Source organism: Nonomuraea sp. NPDC003754 (genome assembly GCF_053605785.1).
Genome location: NZ_JBSGJX010000060.1, coordinates 26916 through 45114 on the forward strand (window position 1 = coordinate 26916; position 18199 = coordinate 45114).

At 70.9% G+C, this 18199-nt stretch carries 16 protein-coding genes and 1 pseudogene; 10 read left to right on the forward strand and 7 right to left on the reverse strand.

Annotation, left to right across the window (positions count from 1 at the left end; genetic code table 11):
• The 4 genes and pseudogenes from ACWEVS_RS42190 to ACWEVS_RS42205 form a co-directional block, all read left to right on the forward strand.
• Nucleotides 1–791 (forward strand): annotated as a pseudogene (locus ACWEVS_RS42190) (hypothetical protein); the annotation flags it as partial.
• On the forward strand, nucleotides 788–1210 hold the full coding sequence (locus ACWEVS_RS42195; RefSeq protein WP_183648813.1) for a roadblock/LC7 domain-containing protein: 423 nt from the start codon (nucleotides 788–790) through the stop codon (nucleotides 1208–1210). The pseudogene ACWEVS_RS42190 and the gene ACWEVS_RS42195, both read left to right, overlap by 4 nt.
• A 7-nt stretch (nucleotides 1211–1217) precedes the next feature.
• Nucleotides 1218–1580: a DUF742 domain-containing protein gene (locus tag ACWEVS_RS42200; RefSeq protein WP_449931183.1), complete on the forward strand. Its 363-nt coding sequence runs from the start codon at nucleotides 1218–1220 to the stop codon at nucleotides 1578–1580.
• Complete coding sequence (locus tag ACWEVS_RS42205) at nucleotides 1561–2148, forward strand: GTP-binding protein (protein WP_354922453.1); 588 nt, start codon at nucleotides 1561–1563, stop codon at nucleotides 2146–2148. Before ACWEVS_RS42200 ends, ACWEVS_RS42205 begins: the two co-directional genes overlap by 20 nt.
• Nucleotides 2149–2388: 240 nt before the next feature.
• Here ACWEVS_RS42205 and ACWEVS_RS42210 read toward each other — a convergent pair whose 3' ends face one another.
• Nucleotides 2389–3690 (reverse strand): nitroreductase/quinone reductase family protein, encoded by a 1302-nt coding sequence (locus ACWEVS_RS42210; protein ID WP_452556495.1) that lies wholly within the window; start codon nucleotides 3688–3690, stop codon nucleotides 2389–2391.
• A gap of 81 nt (nucleotides 3691–3771) precedes the next feature.
• Here ACWEVS_RS42210 and ACWEVS_RS42215 point away from each other — a divergent pair, with 81 nt between their 5' ends.
• From ACWEVS_RS42215 to sigJ, 3 genes are all read left to right on the forward strand, one after another.
• Entirely contained in the window at nucleotides 3772–4221 is a 450-nt protein-coding gene (locus ACWEVS_RS42215; protein ID WP_452419230.1) for a MarR family transcriptional regulator, read from the forward strand.
• A gap of 235 nt (nucleotides 4222–4456) precedes the next feature.
• On the forward strand, nucleotides 4457–5458 hold the full coding sequence (locus ACWEVS_RS42220) for an SDR family NAD(P)-dependent oxidoreductase (protein WP_452556497.1): 1002 nt from the start codon (nucleotides 4457–4459) through the stop codon (nucleotides 5456–5458).
• A 269-nt stretch (nucleotides 5459–5727) separates the two neighbouring features.
• Nucleotides 5728–6660 carry an RNA polymerase sigma factor SigJ gene (gene sigJ, locus ACWEVS_RS42225; protein WP_449931100.1) on the forward strand — a complete coding sequence of 311 codons (933 nt, stop codon included), beginning with the start codon at nucleotides 5728–5730 and terminating at the stop codon, nucleotides 6658–6660.
• 96 nt (nucleotides 6661–6756) lie between these two features.
• Here sigJ and ACWEVS_RS42230 read toward each other — a convergent pair whose 3' ends face one another.
• From ACWEVS_RS42230 to ACWEVS_RS42255, 6 genes are all read right to left on the reverse strand, one after another.
• On the reverse strand, nucleotides 6757–7518 hold the full coding sequence (locus ACWEVS_RS42230) for a TetR/AcrR family transcriptional regulator (protein ID WP_354922471.1): 762 nt from the start codon (nucleotides 7516–7518) through the stop codon (nucleotides 6757–6759).
• Nucleotide 7519: 1 nt separating this feature from the next.
• Entirely contained in the window at nucleotides 7520–8155 is a 636-nt protein-coding gene (locus ACWEVS_RS42235) for a DUF998 domain-containing protein (RefSeq protein ID WP_452556499.1), read from the reverse strand.
• A 586-nt stretch (nucleotides 8156–8741) separates the two neighbouring features.
• On the reverse strand, nucleotides 8742–9674 hold the full coding sequence (locus tag ACWEVS_RS42240) for an ABC transporter substrate-binding protein (RefSeq protein WP_449931095.1): 933 nt from the start codon (nucleotides 9672–9674) through the stop codon (nucleotides 8742–8744).
• A 47-nt stretch (nucleotides 9675–9721) separates the two neighbouring features.
• Complete coding sequence (locus ACWEVS_RS42245) at nucleotides 9722–10702, reverse strand: ABC transporter substrate-binding protein (RefSeq protein ID WP_354922477.1); 981 nt, start codon at nucleotides 10700–10702, stop codon at nucleotides 9722–9724.
• A gap of 7 nt (nucleotides 10703–10709) precedes the next feature.
• Nucleotides 10710–12614 carry an ABC transporter permease gene (locus ACWEVS_RS42250; protein WP_452556501.1) on the reverse strand — a complete coding sequence of 635 codons (1905 nt, stop codon included), beginning with the start codon at nucleotides 12612–12614 and terminating at the stop codon, nucleotides 10710–10712.
• Nucleotides 12611–13756 carry a quaternary amine ABC transporter ATP-binding protein gene (locus ACWEVS_RS42255; protein ID WP_452556507.1) on the reverse strand — a complete coding sequence of 382 codons (1146 nt, stop codon included), beginning with the start codon at nucleotides 13754–13756 and terminating at the stop codon, nucleotides 12611–12613. Before ACWEVS_RS42255 ends, ACWEVS_RS42250 begins: the two co-directional genes overlap by 4 nt.
• 476 nt (nucleotides 13757–14232) lie before the next feature.
• Between ACWEVS_RS42255 and ACWEVS_RS42260 the strand changes: the two genes are divergently transcribed.
• The 3 genes from ACWEVS_RS42260 (at nucleotide 14233) to ACWEVS_RS42270 (ending at nucleotide 18146) form a co-directional block, all read left to right on the forward strand.
• Nucleotides 14233–17271 carry a nitrate- and nitrite sensing domain-containing protein gene (locus tag ACWEVS_RS42260; protein ID WP_452556503.1) on the forward strand — a complete coding sequence of 1013 codons (3039 nt, stop codon included), beginning with the start codon at nucleotides 14233–14235 and terminating at the stop codon, nucleotides 17269–17271.
• Nucleotides 17268–17690, forward strand: a complete 423-nt coding sequence (locus ACWEVS_RS42265; RefSeq protein WP_354922485.1) for a roadblock/LC7 domain-containing protein — start codon at nucleotides 17268–17270, stop codon at nucleotides 17688–17690. The genes ACWEVS_RS42260 and ACWEVS_RS42265 overlap by 4 nt, the downstream gene beginning before the upstream one ends.
• Nucleotides 17691–17831: 141 nt before the next feature.
• On the forward strand, nucleotides 17832–18146 hold the full coding sequence (locus ACWEVS_RS42270) for a DUF742 domain-containing protein (protein WP_358140933.1): 315 nt from the start codon (nucleotides 17832–17834) through the stop codon (nucleotides 18144–18146).
• Nucleotides 18147–18199: the final 53 nt, after the last annotated feature.

An 18199-nucleotide genomic window follows, 5' to 3' on the forward strand; every position in this document is an offset into this window, starting at 1 on the left:
ACCCGTCGCTCCCCGGCACGGAGAAGAACGGGCGGTCCCCGTCCTTCCCGAGCGTCGACAGCGGGCTGCCGCGCCGCGGCCCCCGCGCCGACAGCGGCAACACCGGCGCCTTCACGTCGCCGCCCGCGACCGCGTCGTCGTCCTACCCGCCGGCCGAGCCGTACGGGTGGGAGGAGCACACCGCCGCCATGCCCGCGGTCGGCAGCTCGCCCCTGGAGCCCGAGCAGGAGGAGTTCCTGCCGATCTTCGCCGCGGTGGAGTCGGCGTGGTTCAGGCGGCCAGAGGAGGCCGCGCGACCGTCCGCCTCCGCGGGTCCCGCCACCGGCCCCTCCAGCGGCCCCACCAGCGCCCCCTCCACCGGCCCCGCCACCGGGAACCCGGCGGCGTCTTCGGCCGGAACTCCGGCGGGGTCCGCGGCAGGGTCTGCGGCGGCGCCCGGGCGGGAGCCCAAGTACCACCTGCCGGAGGCGCAGCGGCCCGCCCAGGCCGTACCCTCTGATGGTGACCAGTGGCGGACCCCCGCCGACGCGGGGTGGCGGGCGGCGGCCGCGGCCAGTGACCCGAGCCTCGGCGGCATCACCGCCGCCGGTCTCCCCAAGCGCACCCCGAAGGCGAACCTGGTCCCCGGCACGGCGGGTCAGGCGCCCCAGCAGATGACCCCGATGCCGCCGGTCTCGGCGGACCGGATCAGAAACCGGATGTCCAGCTTCCAGCAGGGCATCCGTCGGGGACGCGCGGAAGTGAACGATGAGTCCGCCCCGAACGGGTTGGATAAGGAGGACTTGGCGTGACGACCTTGAGCCACGAGGCCCATAGGTTCGACTGGCTGATCACTGACTTCGTCAGGAACACCCCCGGAGTGGCCCACGCCGTCGTCGTGTCGGCCGACGGCCTGTGCCTGGCCAGCTCCGAGGGCTTCCCGCCGGACCGGGCCGACCAGTTGGCGGCCGTGTCCGCGGGCCTGCTCAGCCTCACCGTCGGCGCATCGCGCGTCTTCGAGGGCGGCCCCGTGACCCAGACGGTCGTGGAGATGCAGCGTGGCCTGCTCCTGGTGATGGCCATCAGCGACGGTTCGGTCCTGACCGTCCTGGCCTCGCCCGACTGCGACATGGGTCTGGTGGCCTACCAGATGACCCTGCTGGTGGACCGCGCCGGTCAGGCGCTGACCCCGGCTCTCCGTGCGGAACTCCAGGCTGCCAGGACCCGGTGATGTGATGGTGTACGGGAGCGATGGGGCAGGGGACGAAGAGCCTCTGTTCCGTCCGTACGCAGTCACCGGCGGCAGGTCGGAACCCCGCTACCACTTGGCGATGGAGACGCTGATCTCCTCGATGTCGATCCCGGATGACGAGATGGCGCTGCTCACCCCCGAGCAGGAGGCCATCATGACGCTGTGCAGGTCGTTCCGGTCCGTCGCCGAGATCTCCGCGTTGCTGCGGGTCCCGCTCGGCGTGGCCAGGGTCGTCGTCGCCGACATGGCGGACGAAGGCCTCGTGCGCCTGCACCAGCCGCGTCTCGACCAGGGACAGCCAGACATGAACATGCTCGAAAGGGTGCTCAGTGGACTTCGCAGGCTCTAGCAGCGGCGGACTCACCTCGACGAAGATCGTGGTCGCGGGCGGGTTCGGCGTCGGCAAGACGACGTTCGTGGGTGCGGTGTCCGAAATCCTCCCGCTGACGACGGAAGCGGTCATGACCGATGCCTCGGCGGGCATCGACGACCTCGGCCTGACCCCGAACAAGCAGACCACCACCGTGGCCATGGACTTCGGCAGGCTCTCGCTCGACAGGGACCTCATCCTGTACCTGTTCGGCACGCCCGGCCAGCACCGGTTCTGGTTCATGTGGGACGACCTGGTCCGCGGCGCCATCGGCGCCGTCGTCCTGCTCGACACCCGCAGGCTCGCCGACTCCTTCCCCGCGATCGACTACTTCGAAGAGGCCAAGCTGCCCTTCGTCGTGGGCATCAACGGATGGGACGGGCAGTTCCTGCACTCGGAGGACGAGGTGCGGGAGGCGCTGGCGCTCGCCCCGCACATCCCGATCGTGCGGACCGACGCCCGCAACCGCGAGTCGGTCAAGGCGACGCTGATCTCCCTGGTGGAACACGTCGTCCGCGTCCGCGCCACCTACGGCGCCCCGGCCTGACCTCCTCCGGCTCCGGGGTTGGTGTTTGTCCCGGACTCGCGGCAGGCCGCCGTTCCTCTCGGCGGCCCGGGTTGGTTCGGTTGGTGTTTGTGCTGGTCTAGCGGCAGGCCGCCGTTCCTCTCGGCGGCCTTCCGCGTTCTCTCCTGCTCCCTCTACGGCAAGCCGGCTCGAGCCCACCCCGGGCACGGGGCTGGGGTCCGTCCAGGGAGACGGCCGGCCGGCGTGCGTGGTCGGCCGCCGTTACGCGGCACCTCCAGGCGCTCCCCACGGGACTGACGTCATCGCGTTGAGCACCGGGACCAGCTGTTCCTCCTCGTAGTCGAAGTGCGCTTCCAGCTCGGCCGCCAGCCTCTCGACCTCGCCGGCCGCGTCCCCGCCCTCGTCGAGCAGCGCGCGCAGCCTCCTGATCAGCCCGGCCACGACGGTGTGCTCCCGCCGCAGCCGAGCGAGCGCATCGGCGAGCTCGGGGTGCGTCTCCTCCAGATGCGGGAAGGCGACGTTGTCCTCGGCACCGTGGTGGAAGTGGAGCGCCTCGCAGAAGGTCAGGCAGTGGGCGCGCAGTTCCGCACTCAAGCCCTGCCCCTGCGCCGCCCCCTTCCTGACCTTCGCCAGCTCGTCACGCAGCCAGCCGTGCACCCGCACCAGTTCGTCCCCGAACGCCCGCACCCGCGCCGCCGACTCCGCCCCCGGGCTTCCCTGTCCCGCGCCTCCGTCCGACCGGGCCGCGCCGGTCCCGCCCGCCACTGTCCCGGCGCCGCCTTCCGCGGCTGCCCCTGCCCCGGTCGCCCCTGTCTCGGCTGCCCCTGCCCCGGTCGCCCCCGTCTCGGCGGCCCCTGTCTCGGTCACCTGTGTCCCGGTCACCCCCGTCTGAGCGGTCACCCCCGCCTGGGCGGTCACCCCCGTCTGAGCGGTCACCCCCGCCTGGGCGGTCACCCCCGTCTGAGCCACCTTCGTCCCCGTCACACTCGTCTCGGTCTCCTGTGTCGCGGTCGGCCCGGTCGGCCCGGTGTCGGTCACCTCCGTCGCGGTGGCCCTTGTCTCGGGCACTTGTGTCTTGGGCGTGTTCGCGCTGGTCATGGGCATCTCGGTGGCGGGGGACTCGTGGGAGACAGTGTCGTCGCGGGTCGCCGGTCGGTCGAGGCGGTGGAGGGCGACGACCGGGATGACCCGCGACGTGTTCGCCTGGTAGGCGGCGAAGGCCGGGTCGATGGCGGCCTGCCGCTCGTACATCCGGTCCCGCTCCTCGCCCGCCAACGGCACCGCTCTCGCGGCGAACCGCTCCGACCCCAGCTCCACCACGACGTCCGGGTTGGCCAGCAGGTTGTGATACCAGGCAGGGTGCCTGTCCTGTCCCGCGTTGGAGCCGAACACCAGGATCCGCTCGCCGTCCCGCAGGTAGACGGCAGGGTTGGTCTTCACCGCGCCGCTCCTGGCGCCCACCGTCGTGAGCAGGACGAGCGGGGCGCCCTCGAACATGCCGCCGACGGTGCCCCCGTTCGCCCTGAACTCCTCGATGACCTGCTGATTGAAGTCCTCGGCCATTCGATATCCTTAGATGGTCAAGATGATTTGCTTTGCAAGCAAAGCTAATTTCATAGGCAAGGTATTTCGAGGAGTGGGCCGATGTCAACGGAGGGCCTGAGCGTCGATGAAGGGATCCGCACGCTGCTGCTGCTGATGCCGCGCATGGTCGGGCGCGTGAAGCGGATCAAGATTCCGGAAGAGCTGCAGTCGCTGTCGCTGGCGCCGCGTCACCTGTCGCTGCTGGCGTACCTGCTGTTCGACGGTCCCACCACGGTGAACGACCTGGCGGCCCGGCTGGAGGTGGCGCCCGCGACCGTAAGCCTCATGGTCGGGGACCTGAGCCGCAAAGGCGTGCTGGAGCGGCGCGAGGACGACGCCGACCGGCGCCGGACGATCGTCAGCATCGCCGCGGCGCACCAGACCTCGATCGAGGAGTGGCTGGGGCGAGGGGCGGGCGCGTGGCGGAAGGCGCTGGAGCCGCTCACACCGGAGCAGCGCAGGATGTTCATCGACACCCTCCTGGCCTACGAGCGCGAGATCGGGGCCTGACCGGGCGAACGACCGGACGGCCCATCTCTCCACCGGCGGTCTCACCGCTCGAGCGGTCGTCGATCAGCGTGCTTGCTGACCTGGCTCATCGACACACGTTCCGTGCCGCCGTGGGGCCGCGTGCCCGAGGAGCCCGAAGGCTCGCCCGAGATGCGGGCTGATCTCCCCCGGGAGTCCGTCGGTCCGGTGCGGGTCACGTCGGAGTGGTTGGCGGGTACGGGTGCGGGGTCGGCCTGTGTCGGAGTGGTTGGCGGGTACGGGTGCGGGGCCAGCTGCGTCGGAGTGGTCGGCCGGATCGAGTGCGGGGCCAGCTGCGTCGGAGTGGTCGGCCGGATCGAGTGCGGGGCCAGCTGCGTCGGAGTGGTCGGCCGGATCGAGTGCCGGGCCGGCTGCAGCGGGGTTCGACGGCACAGCCGGCAACCTGCAACGCGCTCCGGATGTGAGCTCGCTCACACGGTGTCACAGCCCGATGGAGCATGTCGTCTTAGAGGGCATGACGAACGCGGAACAGACCTCGGTGCTGATCACCGGAGGCAACAAGGGACTGGGGTTCGAGGCGGCCCGGCGCCTCGGGGAACTGGGTTGGACGATCTTTCTCGGCTCGCGTGACGAAGGTCGAGGACGGGCGGCCGCCGACAAGCTGACCGCCGGTGGCGCGAACGTGGTCATGGTCCCGCTGGACGTGACCTCGGACGAGTCGGTGACCGACGCGGAACGACTCGTCCGGGAGCACACCGACCGGCTGGACGTGCTGATCAACAACGCCGGCGCGTCAGGAAGAGCCATCGCGCCCGCGGACGCGACGGTCGACGAGATTCATTCCGTCTACGACACCAACGTGTACGGACCGGTCAGGGTCACGCACGCGTTCCTTCCCCTGCTGCGGGCGGCGGACAATCCGCGTGTGGTGATGGTGTCCAGCGCCGTCGGTACCTTCGCGGTCGTGACCGATCCGGAGCAGCCCGCCTCGAAAATGCACGAGCTCGCCTACAGCTCGTCCAAGACGGCACTGAACATGATCACCGTCCGGTACGCCCAGGCGCTCCCGGAGATCAAGTTCAACATGGTCACCCCCGGGGAGGTCGCCAACCGCAAGTTCGCCGCCACCGACATGAACAATCACACCGGCCAGCTGACAGTCACCCAGGGCACCGACCCGATCCTCGAACTCGCGATGATCGACGCCGACGGGCCGACCGGGACCTTCATCGATCGCCTTGGCCGCATCGCCTGGTGACCGCCGCGCCCTGCCTCCGCGGTCGGGTCTGCCTTCGTGGTTGACCCTGCCTTCATGGTCGGGCCTGCCTTCACGGTCGGCGCGGGCGGGGGTATGTGGACAAGACCGTGCCGGTCGCGGCGCCGGAGGGAACCGTGCAGTGATAGGGCGTGATCGACGGGCCGGGCGCCTCGGATACCCTGCTGTCCGTCGTGCGGAAGCGTCCTCGAGCGAGAAGGCGAGAAGGCGAGTAGGTGAGCAGCGGTACGCGAGTCGGCGGGAGGGATTCCGTGCCTGGGCCGGCGGATGAGACGGGCGCGACCGGGTACCGGCCGCTGCTGTTCTCCATCGCCTACGGGATGACCGGATCCGTGGGCGACGCCGAGGACATCGTGCAGGACGCGTTCCTCGGCATGACCCGGGCGCGCCAGGCGGGAACCGTGATCGCCGACCCCAAGGCGTACCTGGCGACGGCGGTGACGCGGCTGGGCATCGACCACCTGCGTTCGGCGCGGGTGCGGCGGGAGACGTATGTGGGGGACTGGCTGCCCGAGCCGGTCGTCGTGCCCGCCGATGGGCCGGGCCCGGCCGAGCACGCCGAGCTGGCCGACTCGCTGTCGATGGCGTTCCTCGTGCTGCTGGAGTCCCTTTCGCCGGTGGATCGGGCGGTGTTCATGCTGCGCGAGGTGTTCGGGTACGGCTACCCGGATGTGGCGAGGATCATCGGCAAGACCGAGGTGAACTGCCGGCAGATCTTCGCGCGCGCCAGGCAGCGCATCGCCGCTGGGGGGCGGCTGCGCGACAGCACGCCGACCCCGGCGCGGCGGGCGCAGGGCAAGGAGCTCGCCCGCAGGTTCTTCGAGGCCGCCGCGGGCGGCGACATGGACGCGCTGCTCGGCATGCTCGCGCCCGACGTGGTGCTCCACGGGGACGGCGGCGGCAAGGCACAGGCGATCGGGAAGCCGGCGACCGAGCCGCGGCGCGTCGCACAGCTGCTCGTCGCCGGGCTCCGCCGGATACGGATGCTCGGCGTCTCCCTCCGGCCGGCCTGGGTCAACGGCGGGCCGGGCGCTGTGATGTACGACGCCGAAGGACGCGTGGCCGCCGTGGTCGAACTCGACATCGCCGACGGCGTGGTCCAGGCGGTCCACTCGGTCGCCAATCCCGACAAGCTTGCCCACATCGGACCGGTATCTGATGTAGCCCGACTGCCGGAGAAATAACGCGACTCGGTCAGGGGCGGGAGTCGATCAGGATCCGGAGCCGGTCGGGGATCCGGAGTCGGTCAGGGGCGGGAGCCGGTCGGGATCCGGAGTCGGTCAGGAGCGGGAGTCGATCAGGAGGGAGATGCCGTCGAGGAGGCGCTGCAGGCCGAACTCGAAGGTGTGCTCGGGGCTGTGTGCCGAGCCGTACACCTCGGCGGCGGCCTCGCCGACGCGCGACGCGACGGGGAAACGGTTGACGTCGGCGATCCGGTGCAGGAAGGGCGCGTGCGCCGCCCACCACTGCTCGTCGGTCATCCCGGTGTGCTTCTCCGCCTCCAGCGCCTCCACCGCGCCTCGCGCCGCGCCGTGGACGAACCCGGTGACGAGCGTGATGACCGAGTCCATCTCGACGTCGGTGAGGCCGATGCCGTCGATGGCGCGCAGCTCGTACTCGTACTTGGCCGTGGTGTTGGGGCCGAGCACAGGACGGCTGGTGGCGACCTGGAGCAGCCACGGGTGGCGCAGGTAGAGCGCCCAGTTCTCGCGGGCGATCTGCAGCAGGCGGGCCCGCCAGCCGCCGGGGAGGTCGTCGGGGCGGGCGGTCTCGCCGTAGACGGTGTCGAGCATGACGTCGAGCAGTTCGGGCTTGCCGGGCACGTAGGTGTAGAGCGACATGGTGCCGACGCCGAGCCGTTCGGCGACCCTACGCATGGACAGCGCCGCCAGCCCCTCGGCGTCGGCCACCTCGATGGCGGCCCTGACGATGCGGTCGACGCTCAGCTCCGGCTTGCCCTTGCGGCTCGGGCGTTCGCTGGTGCGCCACAGGAGGGCGAGGCTGCGGGCGGGGTCGCCCTTGCCGGTGTACTCGACGGTCACCTTATGTACGGTACACCGTACGGATTCCGCTGCCCAGCAGGGCCACCCAGGTCAGGCCGACGACGAGCGTGAGCCGCTGGAGCAGTCCCGCGATCGGGGAGAGTCCGGCGGCGCCGGAGAAGCCGACCCCGGTGATCACGAAGCCGGCGAGGAAGACGACGCCCGTGACGATCGAGTACGCCGTCCAGCCGGGCCTGCCCCATCCGGCGAAGCGCCTGGCGTACACGAAGCACGCGGCGGGCAGTCCCGCGAAGACCAGCAGCGAGAACAGGTCGTGCAGGGCGCCGGCGGTGGTGGAGGTCGCCGGCGTGTCCTGCGGGTAACCGTTCACCGGGTCGGTCACGAAGAGGCCGGCCCCGATCAGGCCGACGGCGAAGGCGAGCATGAGGGCGAGGCCCCAGCGGGAGGTGCCGCGCAGGCTGATCGCGAAGGCCAGCATGAGCAACCCTGTGACCAGGAAGTTCGCGGTCTGGGTCCAGCCGAGGTCGCCGATGGCGAGCGAGCTGACGGGATGCCGGAGCGGGTCGTAGCCGCCGCCCCGCGTGGCGCCCTCCACCAGGAAGGCGGTGACGAAGACCATCGCGCCGGCCACCCCCGACAACCGCATCAGCCTCATCGCGGTCCCTTCACCGATCACGCGCCCCACCTCCCATCCTGCCCGGCCACGTCACGGCGCGGGGCGGGCCGCCGACCGAATGACGCCGGACCGTGCCGCCGACCGGTTCCCCCCGTGCCGCCGACCGGCTTCCCCGGGGGGCGGGACCAGCGCCCCCCGAGACGGCGGCCGGTTTCCTCGGGGGGCGGGACCGGTGCCCCCGGGCCGCCGACCGGTTCCGTCCGGGCGGCGACGGGTTCCCTGGGGGTGAGGATCGGTGCCTTCGGGTCGGCGACGGGGTTTCCCCCGGGAGGGGGGGACTGGTGCGCCCCAAGAGGGCGACGGGTTCCTGGGGTGAGGGCCGGTGCCCTCGGGTCGGCGACGGGTTTCCCCCCGGGAGGGGTGGGGACTGGTGCCCCAAGAGGGCGACGGGTTCCCTGGGGGTGAGGATCGGTGCCTTCGAGTCGGCGACGGCTTCCCCCCCGGGGGTGGGGGACTGGTGCCCCCGGGAGGGCGACGGGTTCCCCGGGGGGAGGGCCGGTGCCCCCGGGATGGCGACGGGTTTCTCCCGGCCGGCGGCCGGGACGTGGCGCGCGCCGGGGTGGCCGGGGGAGGGCCCGGTGCCCGCTCACCTGGGCAGCCAGTCCTTCCACACGATCTTGTTCGCGTCGATCCACTTCTTGGCCGCCTGCTCGGCCGACATGCCGCCGTCGGTCATGTCGCTGGCCACCGCGTTCTGGTGGTCGTTCGTCCAGGAGAAGTTGCGGACCAGCTCGTAGGCCCTGCCGCCGGTGTCGGCGAACTTCTTGCTGACGATCTTGTCGAGCAGGTACGGCGGGTAGTCGCAGGCCACCTTCGCCGCCACGGCGTCGCAGCCGATCGCGTACGACGGAAGGTTGATCTTGGCCATCTTGACCTGCGTGAACAGCCACTGCGGCTGGTAGAAGTACATCAGCAGCGGGCGCCTGGTCCTGGTGGCCGACCGCATCGCCTTGATCAGCGCGTCCTCGCTGCCCGCGTAGACGACCTTGTAGTTCAGCTTCAGGTTGCGGACCAGGTCCTCGTCGGCGGTGACGAAGGTGGGGTCGCCGTCGAGCACCTGCCCGAGCTCACCCGACTTCTCGGTCCTGAACAGGTGAGCGTACTTGTTGAGGTTGCGCCAGTTGGTGATGTCCGGGTACTCCTCGACCATCCACTGCGGCACGTACCAGCCGATCACGCCCTTGTTGCCGTTCAGCCCCGCGGACACGGCGACCTTCTTGTCCTGGATGAACTCCTTCTTCTCCTTGTCGCGGCCCCAGTTCTCGACGATGACGTCGACGTCGCCGCTCTCGAAGCCCTTCCAGGACTCCTCCTCCGTCAGCTTCTTGGTCTCGACCTTGTAGCCGAGCTCGTGCTCGAGGAGGTAGGCGAGCACCGCGGCGCTGGCCTCGTAGCCGACCCACGGGTTGACGGCCAGCCGTACGGTGCCGGTGGCCTTCGGGGTCTGGGGTGCTTCGCTGGTGCAGCCGGTGAGGATCAGGCCGAGCGTGAGGGCCGCGGCCAGCAGTTTGGTTCTCATGTGCGGTCTCCGGCGTGCCCCCGCCGGCGACGGGGGCACACGATCGTCTACTTCGGGATCCAGGCCTGCCACGTGGCCGTGTGGGCGTCGATCCACTTCTTGGCGGCGGCCTCGGCGGACATCCCGTTGTTCTGGATGTCGTTGGCGACCGCGTTCTGGTCCTCGTTGGTCCAGGTGAAGTTCTTGACCAGCTCATAGGCCTTGCCGCCGGTGTCGGCGAACTTCTTGCTCACGATCTTGTCGAGGTCGAGCTCGGCGTAGTCGCAGGCGACCTTCTTGGGGTCGGCGTCGCAGCCGGCGGTGTACGGCGGCAGGCTCACCCTGGCCAGCTTGACCTTGTCGAAGAGCCAGTGCGGGGTCCAGAAGTAGAACAGCAGCGGCTTCTGCTGCTCCTGCGCCTGCGCCGCCGACTCCAGCAGTGCGGCCTCGCTGCCGCCCGTCACGACCTTGAAGTCCAGCTTCAGGTTCTTGACAAGCGCCTCGTCGTTGGTGACGTAGGAGGGGTCGCCGTCGAGCAGCTGGCCCTTGCCGCCGGACTCGGAGGTCTTGAACAGGTCGGCGTACTTGTTGAGGTTCTTGTAGTCGGTGATGTCGGGGTACTTGTCGGCCATCCACTGCGGGACGTACCAGCCGATGACGCCCTTGTTGCCGGTCGAGCCGGCCGAGGCGGCGACCTTCTTCTCGTCGATGTACTTCTTCTTGAGGTCGTCGTGCCCCCAGTTCTCGACGATGACATCGACCTCGCCGGTCTCGAAGCCGGCCCAGGCGACCTCCTCCTTGAGCTCCTTCTTCTCGACCGTGTAGCCGAGCTGGCTCTGCAGCAGCTGCGCGATCACGGCCGCGCTGGCCTCGTATCCGACCCAGGGGTTGATGGCGATCCTGACCGTCCCCGCGGCCGCGGCGCTCGCCGAGCCGCTGGGCTGGGTGGCGGGGCTCGCCGTGGTACCGCCGTCGACCCTGGCGCCGCCGCCGCACCCTGCGACGGCCAGGCCGAGGGCGACGACCCCGGCCATGAGGCGTATCTTCATCCGGTGATCATCCTCTTGAGTGGGGGGAAGTGCGCCTGTCGGCGCCCTGCGTGATGCGGTCGAGCATGATGCCCAGCAGCACCGTGGCCACTCCGGCGACGAAGCCCATGCCGAAGTCGGAGTGCTGGGAGAAGCCGGTGACGACGTCGTAGCCGAGCCCGCCCGCGCCGACCATGCCGCCCACCACGACCATGGCGAGCGTCATGACGATGCCCTGGTTGGCGGCCAGCAGGATGGCCCCGCGTGCCATCGGCAGCTGGACCTTCCACAGCAGCTGGCGCCGGGTGGAGCCGGCTGAAAGCGCCGCCTCGACGGAGGTGGGGGACACGCCGCGGATGCCGTCCTCGACCAGGCGCACCACGGGTGGCACCGCGTAGATCACCGAGGCGAAGATGGCGGTGAACCTCGTCGGCCCGAACAGCGCCAGCGCGGGCAGCAGGTAGACCACCGACGGCATCGTCTGGGCCGCGTCGAGCAGCGGACGCTGGACGGCCGAGAAGGCGCGCGAGCGCGCGGCGGCGACGCCGAGGACGAGGCCGAGCAGGAGCGCGGCGGCCGCGGCGACCAGAACGGTGGTCAGCGTGGCCATGCTGTGCTCCCACAGCCCCACCCCCGCCAGCGCCAGCAGGCACGCCAGCGCGACCAGCGCGGGGCGCGGCCCGCTCGCCCACCAGGCCAGCGCCAGGACGGCGGCGGCCACCAGCCACCACGGCGTGGAGGTCAGCACGTCCTGCAGCGGGTTGAGCAGGATCGTGGAGGTGATGTTCTTGATCGCCTCGGTGACGTCGTACCAGCTGAACTTGGCCCATTCCACCGCGTCGTTGACGGGGCCGCCGATCGGCAGCACCCACTGTTCGGGGAAGGCGGGGGGCAGCACGAAGGTGAGCGCCAGGCCGACCACGGCCGGCGCGCCCGCGACGGCGTACCCGAGGGGTCCCGCGGCGCTCCGGCGGGCCGCCGCCATCGTCATCCTGTCCAGGACGACCGCCATGACGACGATCGCGACGCCGGCCGGCAGCATGAAGCCGACGTTGGCCCGTGACAGGCCGCGGATGATGTCGGAGCCGAGGCCGGGGGCGGAGATGAGAGCGGCGATCACGACCATCGACAGCGCCATCATGATGGTCTGGTTGATCGCCAGCGCGATCGTCTCGCGCGCCATCGGCAGCTGTACCTTGCGCAGCGTCTGCCAGCGGGTGGCGCCGATCGAGTCGGAGGCTTCGGTCGCGGTACGGGAGACCTGCTCGATCCCCAGCGCGGTGATCTTGATGGCGACCGGCATCGCGTAGATGAGGGTGGCGACGGTCGCGGACGAGGGGCCGATGCCGAAGAAGAGCACCATCGGGGTCAGGTAGGCGAACGTCGGCATGATCTGCATGACGTCGAGCACCGGCGACAGGGCCCTGCGCAGGCGTGGCGAACGGCCCGCCCAGACGCCCAGCGGCAGCCCGATCAGCAGGGCGATCAGCACGGAGGCGAGCACCAGGGCGAGCGTGCGGACACCGGCGTCCCAGACGCCGAGCACCCCGAAGGAGGCGAATCCGGCCAAGCCGAGCAGCGCGATCCGCCAGCCGCCGGCCAACCAGCCGAGGCCGCCGATCACCCCGATCAGGCCGGGCCAGCCCAGCGCCTGCAGCACGGTCTCGAAGGCGGTGTAGAGCTGCCCGAGGTAGATGCGGACGTAGTTGATGAAGTACAGGAACAGCGGGTTGTCGTTCCTGTTGGCGTCGACCCAGTCGCGGGCGTCGTTGACGGCGAGGAAGGCGGCCGCCTCGTCGTCGTGCGGGAGGGTGGCGGTGCCGTTCAGCGTGAGGTAGCCGGCCACGAGGGCGGCGACGGCGACCGCGGGCACGACCCAGCGGGGCGGGCGGCGGATGCCGGGAGCGTCCGCGACGGCGACGGCGCCGCTCATGCGCGCGCCTGCGGGACGGGCGCCGTGCCCTCGCCCTGGTCCGGGTGCGCTCCCGCCGCGTCGTCGCCCTCGCCCTGGTCCGGGTGCGCTCCCGTCGGGTCGCCGGCCTCGCCCTGGTGCGCGCCGGGCTGCGCGGCCTCCTCGGGTGACGGTGCGGGCTCGGGCACCCGGATCTCCTCCGGTACGGCCGGCTCGTGCGCCATCGCCGACAGGATGTCCACGCGGTCGACCACGCCGATCAGCTCGTCCCCGTCCATGACACGGATGGGCCTGGCCGAGCCGGTCACCGCGGGGATGGCGTCCCTGATGATCGTGCCGGCCGGGAGGACGGGGCCGTCCAGATGCTCGCCCGGCTCCGGCGTCCGGCAGATCCAGCGCAGCGACAGCACGTGGCTGCGCGGCACCTCGCGGACGAAGTCGGCCACGTAGTCGTCGGCGGGCGCGCCCACGACCTCCTCCGGTGTCCCGAGCTGGACGATCCGGCCCGCCCGCATGATCGCGATGCGCTCGCCCAGCTTGAGCGCCTCCGACAGGTCGTGGGTGATGAAGACCATCGTCTTGCCGACCTCGCGGTGCAGCCTGATGACCTCGGCCTGCATGTCGCGGCGGATCAGCGGGTCGAGCGCGCTGAACGGCTCGTCGAACAGCATCACCTGGGGGTCGACGGCCAGTGCCCTGGCCAGCCCGACGCGCTGCTGCATGCCGCCCGACAGCTGGTCGGGGTAGGCGGTGGCGTGCCCGTCGAGGCCGACCAGGGAAAGGATCTCTCTCGCGCGCTCGTGCCTGCGCGGTTTGGGAGCGCCCTGGATCTCCAGGCCGTAGGCGACGTTGTCGATGACGCGCCGGTGCGGCAGCAGGCCGAAGTGCTGGAAGACCATGCTGACGTGATGGCGGCGTAATTCCCGTAGCTGGGCGGGGGCGGCGGCGATCACGTCCTGGCCGCCAATGGAGATCTTTCCGGCCGTCGGCTCGATGAGGCGGGTCAGGCAGCGCACCAGGGTGGACTTACCGCTTCCCGACAGACCCATCACGACGAACATCTCGCCTGGTCTGACATCGAACGTGACGTCTCTGACGGCGGCCGTGCAGCCGGTCTTCTCGCGTAGTTCGGCCGGGTCGAGATCTTTGTCAGGGCCTTTCATGACGCGATCCGCCCGCGGGCCGAAGATCTTCCACAGCCCGCTGACCTGGATCGCCGCACTGTCCTGCCCGGCTGCCACTTGCTGCCTCCAGAAGCTTGCCGGCCCCGCGGTTGGCCCGGTCCGAGTTGTCGAGGGTAGGCGCGACGGGGCTCAACATAGGGCCTGAATAACGCGAATCACAACGTCGTGACCATGTAGAGACGCGGGCGTTACGGAGTGGATCTTCAACTGGAACGCGGCAAACCCCCACAACCGGACAGAAGGTGATATATAGCGACATTTTCATCTCTGGATCCGATAACGGCGGACCGAAATTGGGGGCCCCAAGTTATCGACGCTTGTGTGGTACCCGACTAGATTTGTCGCGTTATGTTCGTTTGGTCGTTCAGGTATTGGTGTGCTGAAATAGCCGCCACTTGCTGGAGTTTTCCCAGGAGTCTCACGGGAGGCTCTCCCCCCAACTGAGGTTGCGTTCGGTGAGTAGAAGAACCAGTGCCAAGGCCGCCGACCAGGCCGCCGATCACGGTGGATGGCGGCTGCGCAACTGGCGGGTGCGCGCGCGATTAGTCGCGCTGATCCTCGTCCCGACCGCAGCGGCCGTCCTCCTCGGCGGCATCCAGGTCGTCGCCTCCACCAGCGCGGCGGCCGACTACGACCGCGCCAACCAGCTGGCCAAGCTCGCCCAGCAGATCGGCGGTCTCACCCACGAGCTCGGCGCCGAACGCGCCCGCACCGCCTGGTACATCACCCTCGGCCGCCCCGAGCGCGGCCTGGCCGACGTCCGCACCCAGATGAGCAGGGTCGACACCCAGGCCGACAAGGTACGGCAGAGCGCCGCCGTCCTCGGCACCGAGGTCGCGGGCCGGACGGGCGACGAGGTCGCGACCGTGCTGAACCGCCTGGAGGACCTCGCCGCGCTGCGCGACCAGGCGCTCGACTCCGACCTGCTGCCCGGCGCCGCCCTCGACGCCTACACCACCGTCATCGCCGACCTGCTCACCCTGAACGACGAGCTCGGCAAGAACGGCGAGGACGAGGAACTGGTACGCCAGTCGGCGACGCTCGACGCGCTCGCGCGGGCCAAGGAGAGCGCCTCGCTGCAGCAGGCGCTGCTCACCAGCGTGCTGGTCGTCGGCAGGTTCGAGCAGGAACAGCTCAAGACCTTCCTCGGCGAGCAGTCCAACGAGGCCAACCAGCGCAAGGCCTTCGCCGCCGAGGCCACCGCCGCCGAACGCCGCCTGTTCGACGAGACGGTCAACGGCCGCGGCGCCGACCGGGCGCGCTTCCTGCGCGAGCTGGTCCTCACCAGGGTGAGCACCGGCGCCCCGCTCAAGGGACTCGACCTCGCCAAGCGCGACGACGCGCGCGAGTGGTTCGAGGCCGCCACCGTCATCGTCGAGTCCATGCGCTCGGTCGAGGAGCGGCAGTCGGCCGCGATCGTGCTGCGCAGCGAGGAACTGGCCGGGGCCGAGACCAAGCGCGCCTACCTGGTGGCCGGCGCCGTCGTGGCGCTGCTGCTGGCCGTCCTGCTCATCACCACCGGCGTGGCGCGCTCGCTGGTGCGCCCGCTGCGCAGGCTGCGCAGCGAGGCCCTCGACATCGCCGGCGAGCGGCTGCCCGGATTCGTCCAGCGCCTGCGCGAGGCGCGCGACAGCGACGTCTCCGCCGAGGTCACCCCGATCGGGGTCTTCTCCCGCGACGAGGTCGGCGAGGTCGCGCGGGCCTTCGACGAGGTCCACCGCGAGGCCGTACGGCTGGCCGGCGACGAGGCCAAGCTGCGCGCCAACGTCAACGCGATGTTCGTCAACCTCTCCCGCCGCAGCCAGACCCTGGTCGAACGCCAGCTGACGCTCATCGAGCGGCTCGAACGCGGCGAGCGGGACGACACCCGCCTCGGTGACCTGTTCAAGCTCGACCACCTGGCCACCCGCATGCGCCGCAACAGCGAGAACCTCCTGGTGCTCGCCGGCCAGGAGGCCGCCCGCAAGTGGACCCAGTCCGTCGAGCTGATGGACATCGTCCGCGCCGCTCTCGGCGAGGTCGAGAGCTACGACAGGGTCGTCATCCAGGGCGCCTCCGAGGTCGCCATCGCCGGCCAGGCCGTCACCGACACCGTCCACCTGCTGGCCGAGCTGGTGGAGAACGCCGTGTCCTTCTCCTCGAACGACACCAAGGTGACGGTCTCCAGCAGCCGCATCGACGGCGGCGGCGTCATGATCGCGGTGACCGACCAGGGCATCGGCATGAGCCAGGAGGAGATCTCCCAGGCCAACTGGCGGCTGGCCAACCCGCCGGTGGTGGACGTGTCGGTGTCGCGGCGGATGGGCCTGTTCGTGGTCGGCCGCCTGGCGCTCCGGCACAACGTCCGCGTGCAGCTGCGCAGGCAGGACGTCGGCGGCCTCACGGCGATGGTGCTCATCCCCGAGAGCCTGCTGACCGCCATCCCCGGCCAGCAGCCAGGGCACGGCTTCCCGGCGGGGCAGGGCATGCCGCCCCTGCACGGCTCGCCGTCCGAGCCGCAGATGCCGCAGGTGCCGCAGATACCGCCCATGTCGCCGATGTCGCAGCTGCCGTCGGGCCCGCAGGTGCCGCTCCAGCCGATGGTGCCGCCGCAGGCCGGGCCCCAGCCGTACGAGCGGCCCATGCTCGACGACCTGAAGCCCTCGCCCATGGGCGCGCCGGTGCTCGACTCGCCGCCCGTCGACTGGTTCGGCACCAACGACGCGCCCTCGGCCGACCTTTCCGACTTCCCGTCCGACTACACCTCCGACTTCACGGCCAACGGGCTGCCCAAGCGCGGCGGGCACGCTCCGGACGACGGTCCCGGCTTCCGCGAGATGCCCGGCCTGGGCGGCTCCCAGGGCCCCGACTCGTACGGCACGCTCGACCGCCGCCCGTTCGACTCCTTCGACGCGCCACCCAGGTCCGGCTTCCCCGACGCCACCAGCCCTCTCCCCAGGGTGGAGACCTCCTCGCTCGACACCGGCGAGGAGGAGTACCTGCCGATCTTCGCGGCGGTGGAGTCGAGCTGGTTCAAGCGGCCGGAACCTTTCTCCGACGCCCCGGACACCCCGGACGCCCCCGCGTTCGACACCGGTCCGCACGCGGGACCCAGCGCGGGGCCCGCTGCGGGACCCACCGTGGGGGGCGGCGTGCCGGGCAGGCCCGCGACGGCACAGCCGGCCGATCCGTACCCGCCGGAACCGCCCGTCGCGTCCCCGCAGGGCGCACCCTCGCCCGACGCCTGGTCGTCGCCCGCCGACGCGGGCTGGCAGGCCGCCCGCGCGGCCAGCGACCCCAGCCTCGGCGGCCTCACCTCCTCGGGCCTGCCCAAGCGCAAGCCCAGAGCGAACCTGGTGCCGGGCACCGCCGCCGCCCCGCAGTCCGCAGCTCCCACGCCGCCGATGCCGCCGGTCTCGCCCGACCGGATCAGGAGCAGGCTGGCCAGCTTCCAGCAGGGCGTGCGGAAGGGCCGCGCCGAGCTCGACAACGCGCAGGAGGAGGAGCAGCGGTGAAGGAGTTGAGCCAGGCCGCCAGGGACGTCAACTGGCTGGTCAGCGGCTTCGTCGAGGAGGTGCCCGGTGTGGCGCACGCCGTGGTCGTCTCCTCCGACGGGCTGCCCATGGCGTTCTCGCGCGGGTTCCCGAAGGACCGCGCCGACCAGCTCGCCGCCGTGGCCGCCGGGCTGATCAGCCTGGTGCAGGGCGCCTCCAGGGTCTTCGAGGGCGGCGGGGTCACCCAGACCGTCGTGGAGATGCAGCACGGGCTGCTGCTGGTGATGTCGATCAGCGACGGCTCGTGCCTGGCGGTGCTGGCCGCGCCCGAATGCGACATGGGCCTGGTCGCCTACCAGATGACCGTGCTGGTCGAAAGGGCGGGCCAGGTGCTCACGCCCGCCGTACGGGCGGAACTGTCATCCGCGCACCCCTGGTGATGGGAGACGATCGTGGCTTCGTGGAATGACGGCCCTCCTCCATATGGGCCGCCGGCGGACTACGGCAGGGGGTACGGCCAGCCGCCGGGTTACGGCCCCGCGCCCACCCCTCCCGAGGAGGAGCGCCCCTCGCTGGTGCGGATGTACTCGCTCACCGGCGGGCGCACCGCGCCGCGCACCAACCTGGCGATGGAGGCGCTGGTCTCCTCGGCGACCTCGGCGCAGCTCGGCATGAACCACACCCGTGAATACCGCGCGATCAGCGAGCTCTGCCGCCAGATCAGGTCCGTCGCGGAGGTGTCGGCGCTGCTGGCCATCCCGCTCGGCGTGGCCAGGGTGCTGATCGCGGACATGGAGGCGGAGGGTCTGGTGCGGATCTACCAGCCGCAGCTGGACGCGGGCATGCCGAACAGGAACCTGCTGGAAAGGGTGCTAAGTGGACTTCGCAGGCTCTAGCGGCCTGACCTCGACGAAGATCGTCGTGGCGGGCGGGTTCGGTGTGGGCAAGA

Coding starts and splice junctions, on each gene's coding strand:
- ACWEVS_RS42210 (WP_452556495.1), bottom strand. CDS start 3,690: ATGGCCGAGGACTTCAATCAGCAGGTCATCGAGGAGTTCAGGGCGAAC.
- ACWEVS_RS42215 (WP_452419230.1), top strand. CDS start 3,772: ATGTCAACGGAGGGCCTGAGCGTCGATGAAGGGATCCGCACGCTGCTG.
- ACWEVS_RS42240 (WP_449931095.1), bottom strand. CDS start 9,674: ATGAGAACCAAACTGCTGGCCGCGGCCCTCACGCTCGGCCTGATCCTC.
- ACWEVS_RS42245 (WP_354922477.1), bottom strand. CDS start 10,702: ATGAAGATACGCCTCATGGCCGGGGTCGTCGCCCTCGGCCTGGCCGTC.
- ACWEVS_RS42250 (WP_452556501.1), bottom strand. CDS start 12,614: ATGAGCGGCGCCGTCGCCGTCGCGGACGCTCCCGGCATCCGCCGCCCG.
- ACWEVS_RS42255 (WP_452556507.1), bottom strand. CDS start 13,756: ATGAAAGGCCCTGACAAAGATCTCGACCCGGCCGAACTACGCGAGAAG.
- ACWEVS_RS42270 (WP_358140933.1), top strand. CDS start 17,832: ATGTACTCGCTCACCGGCGGGCGCACCGCGCCGCGCACCAACCTGGCG.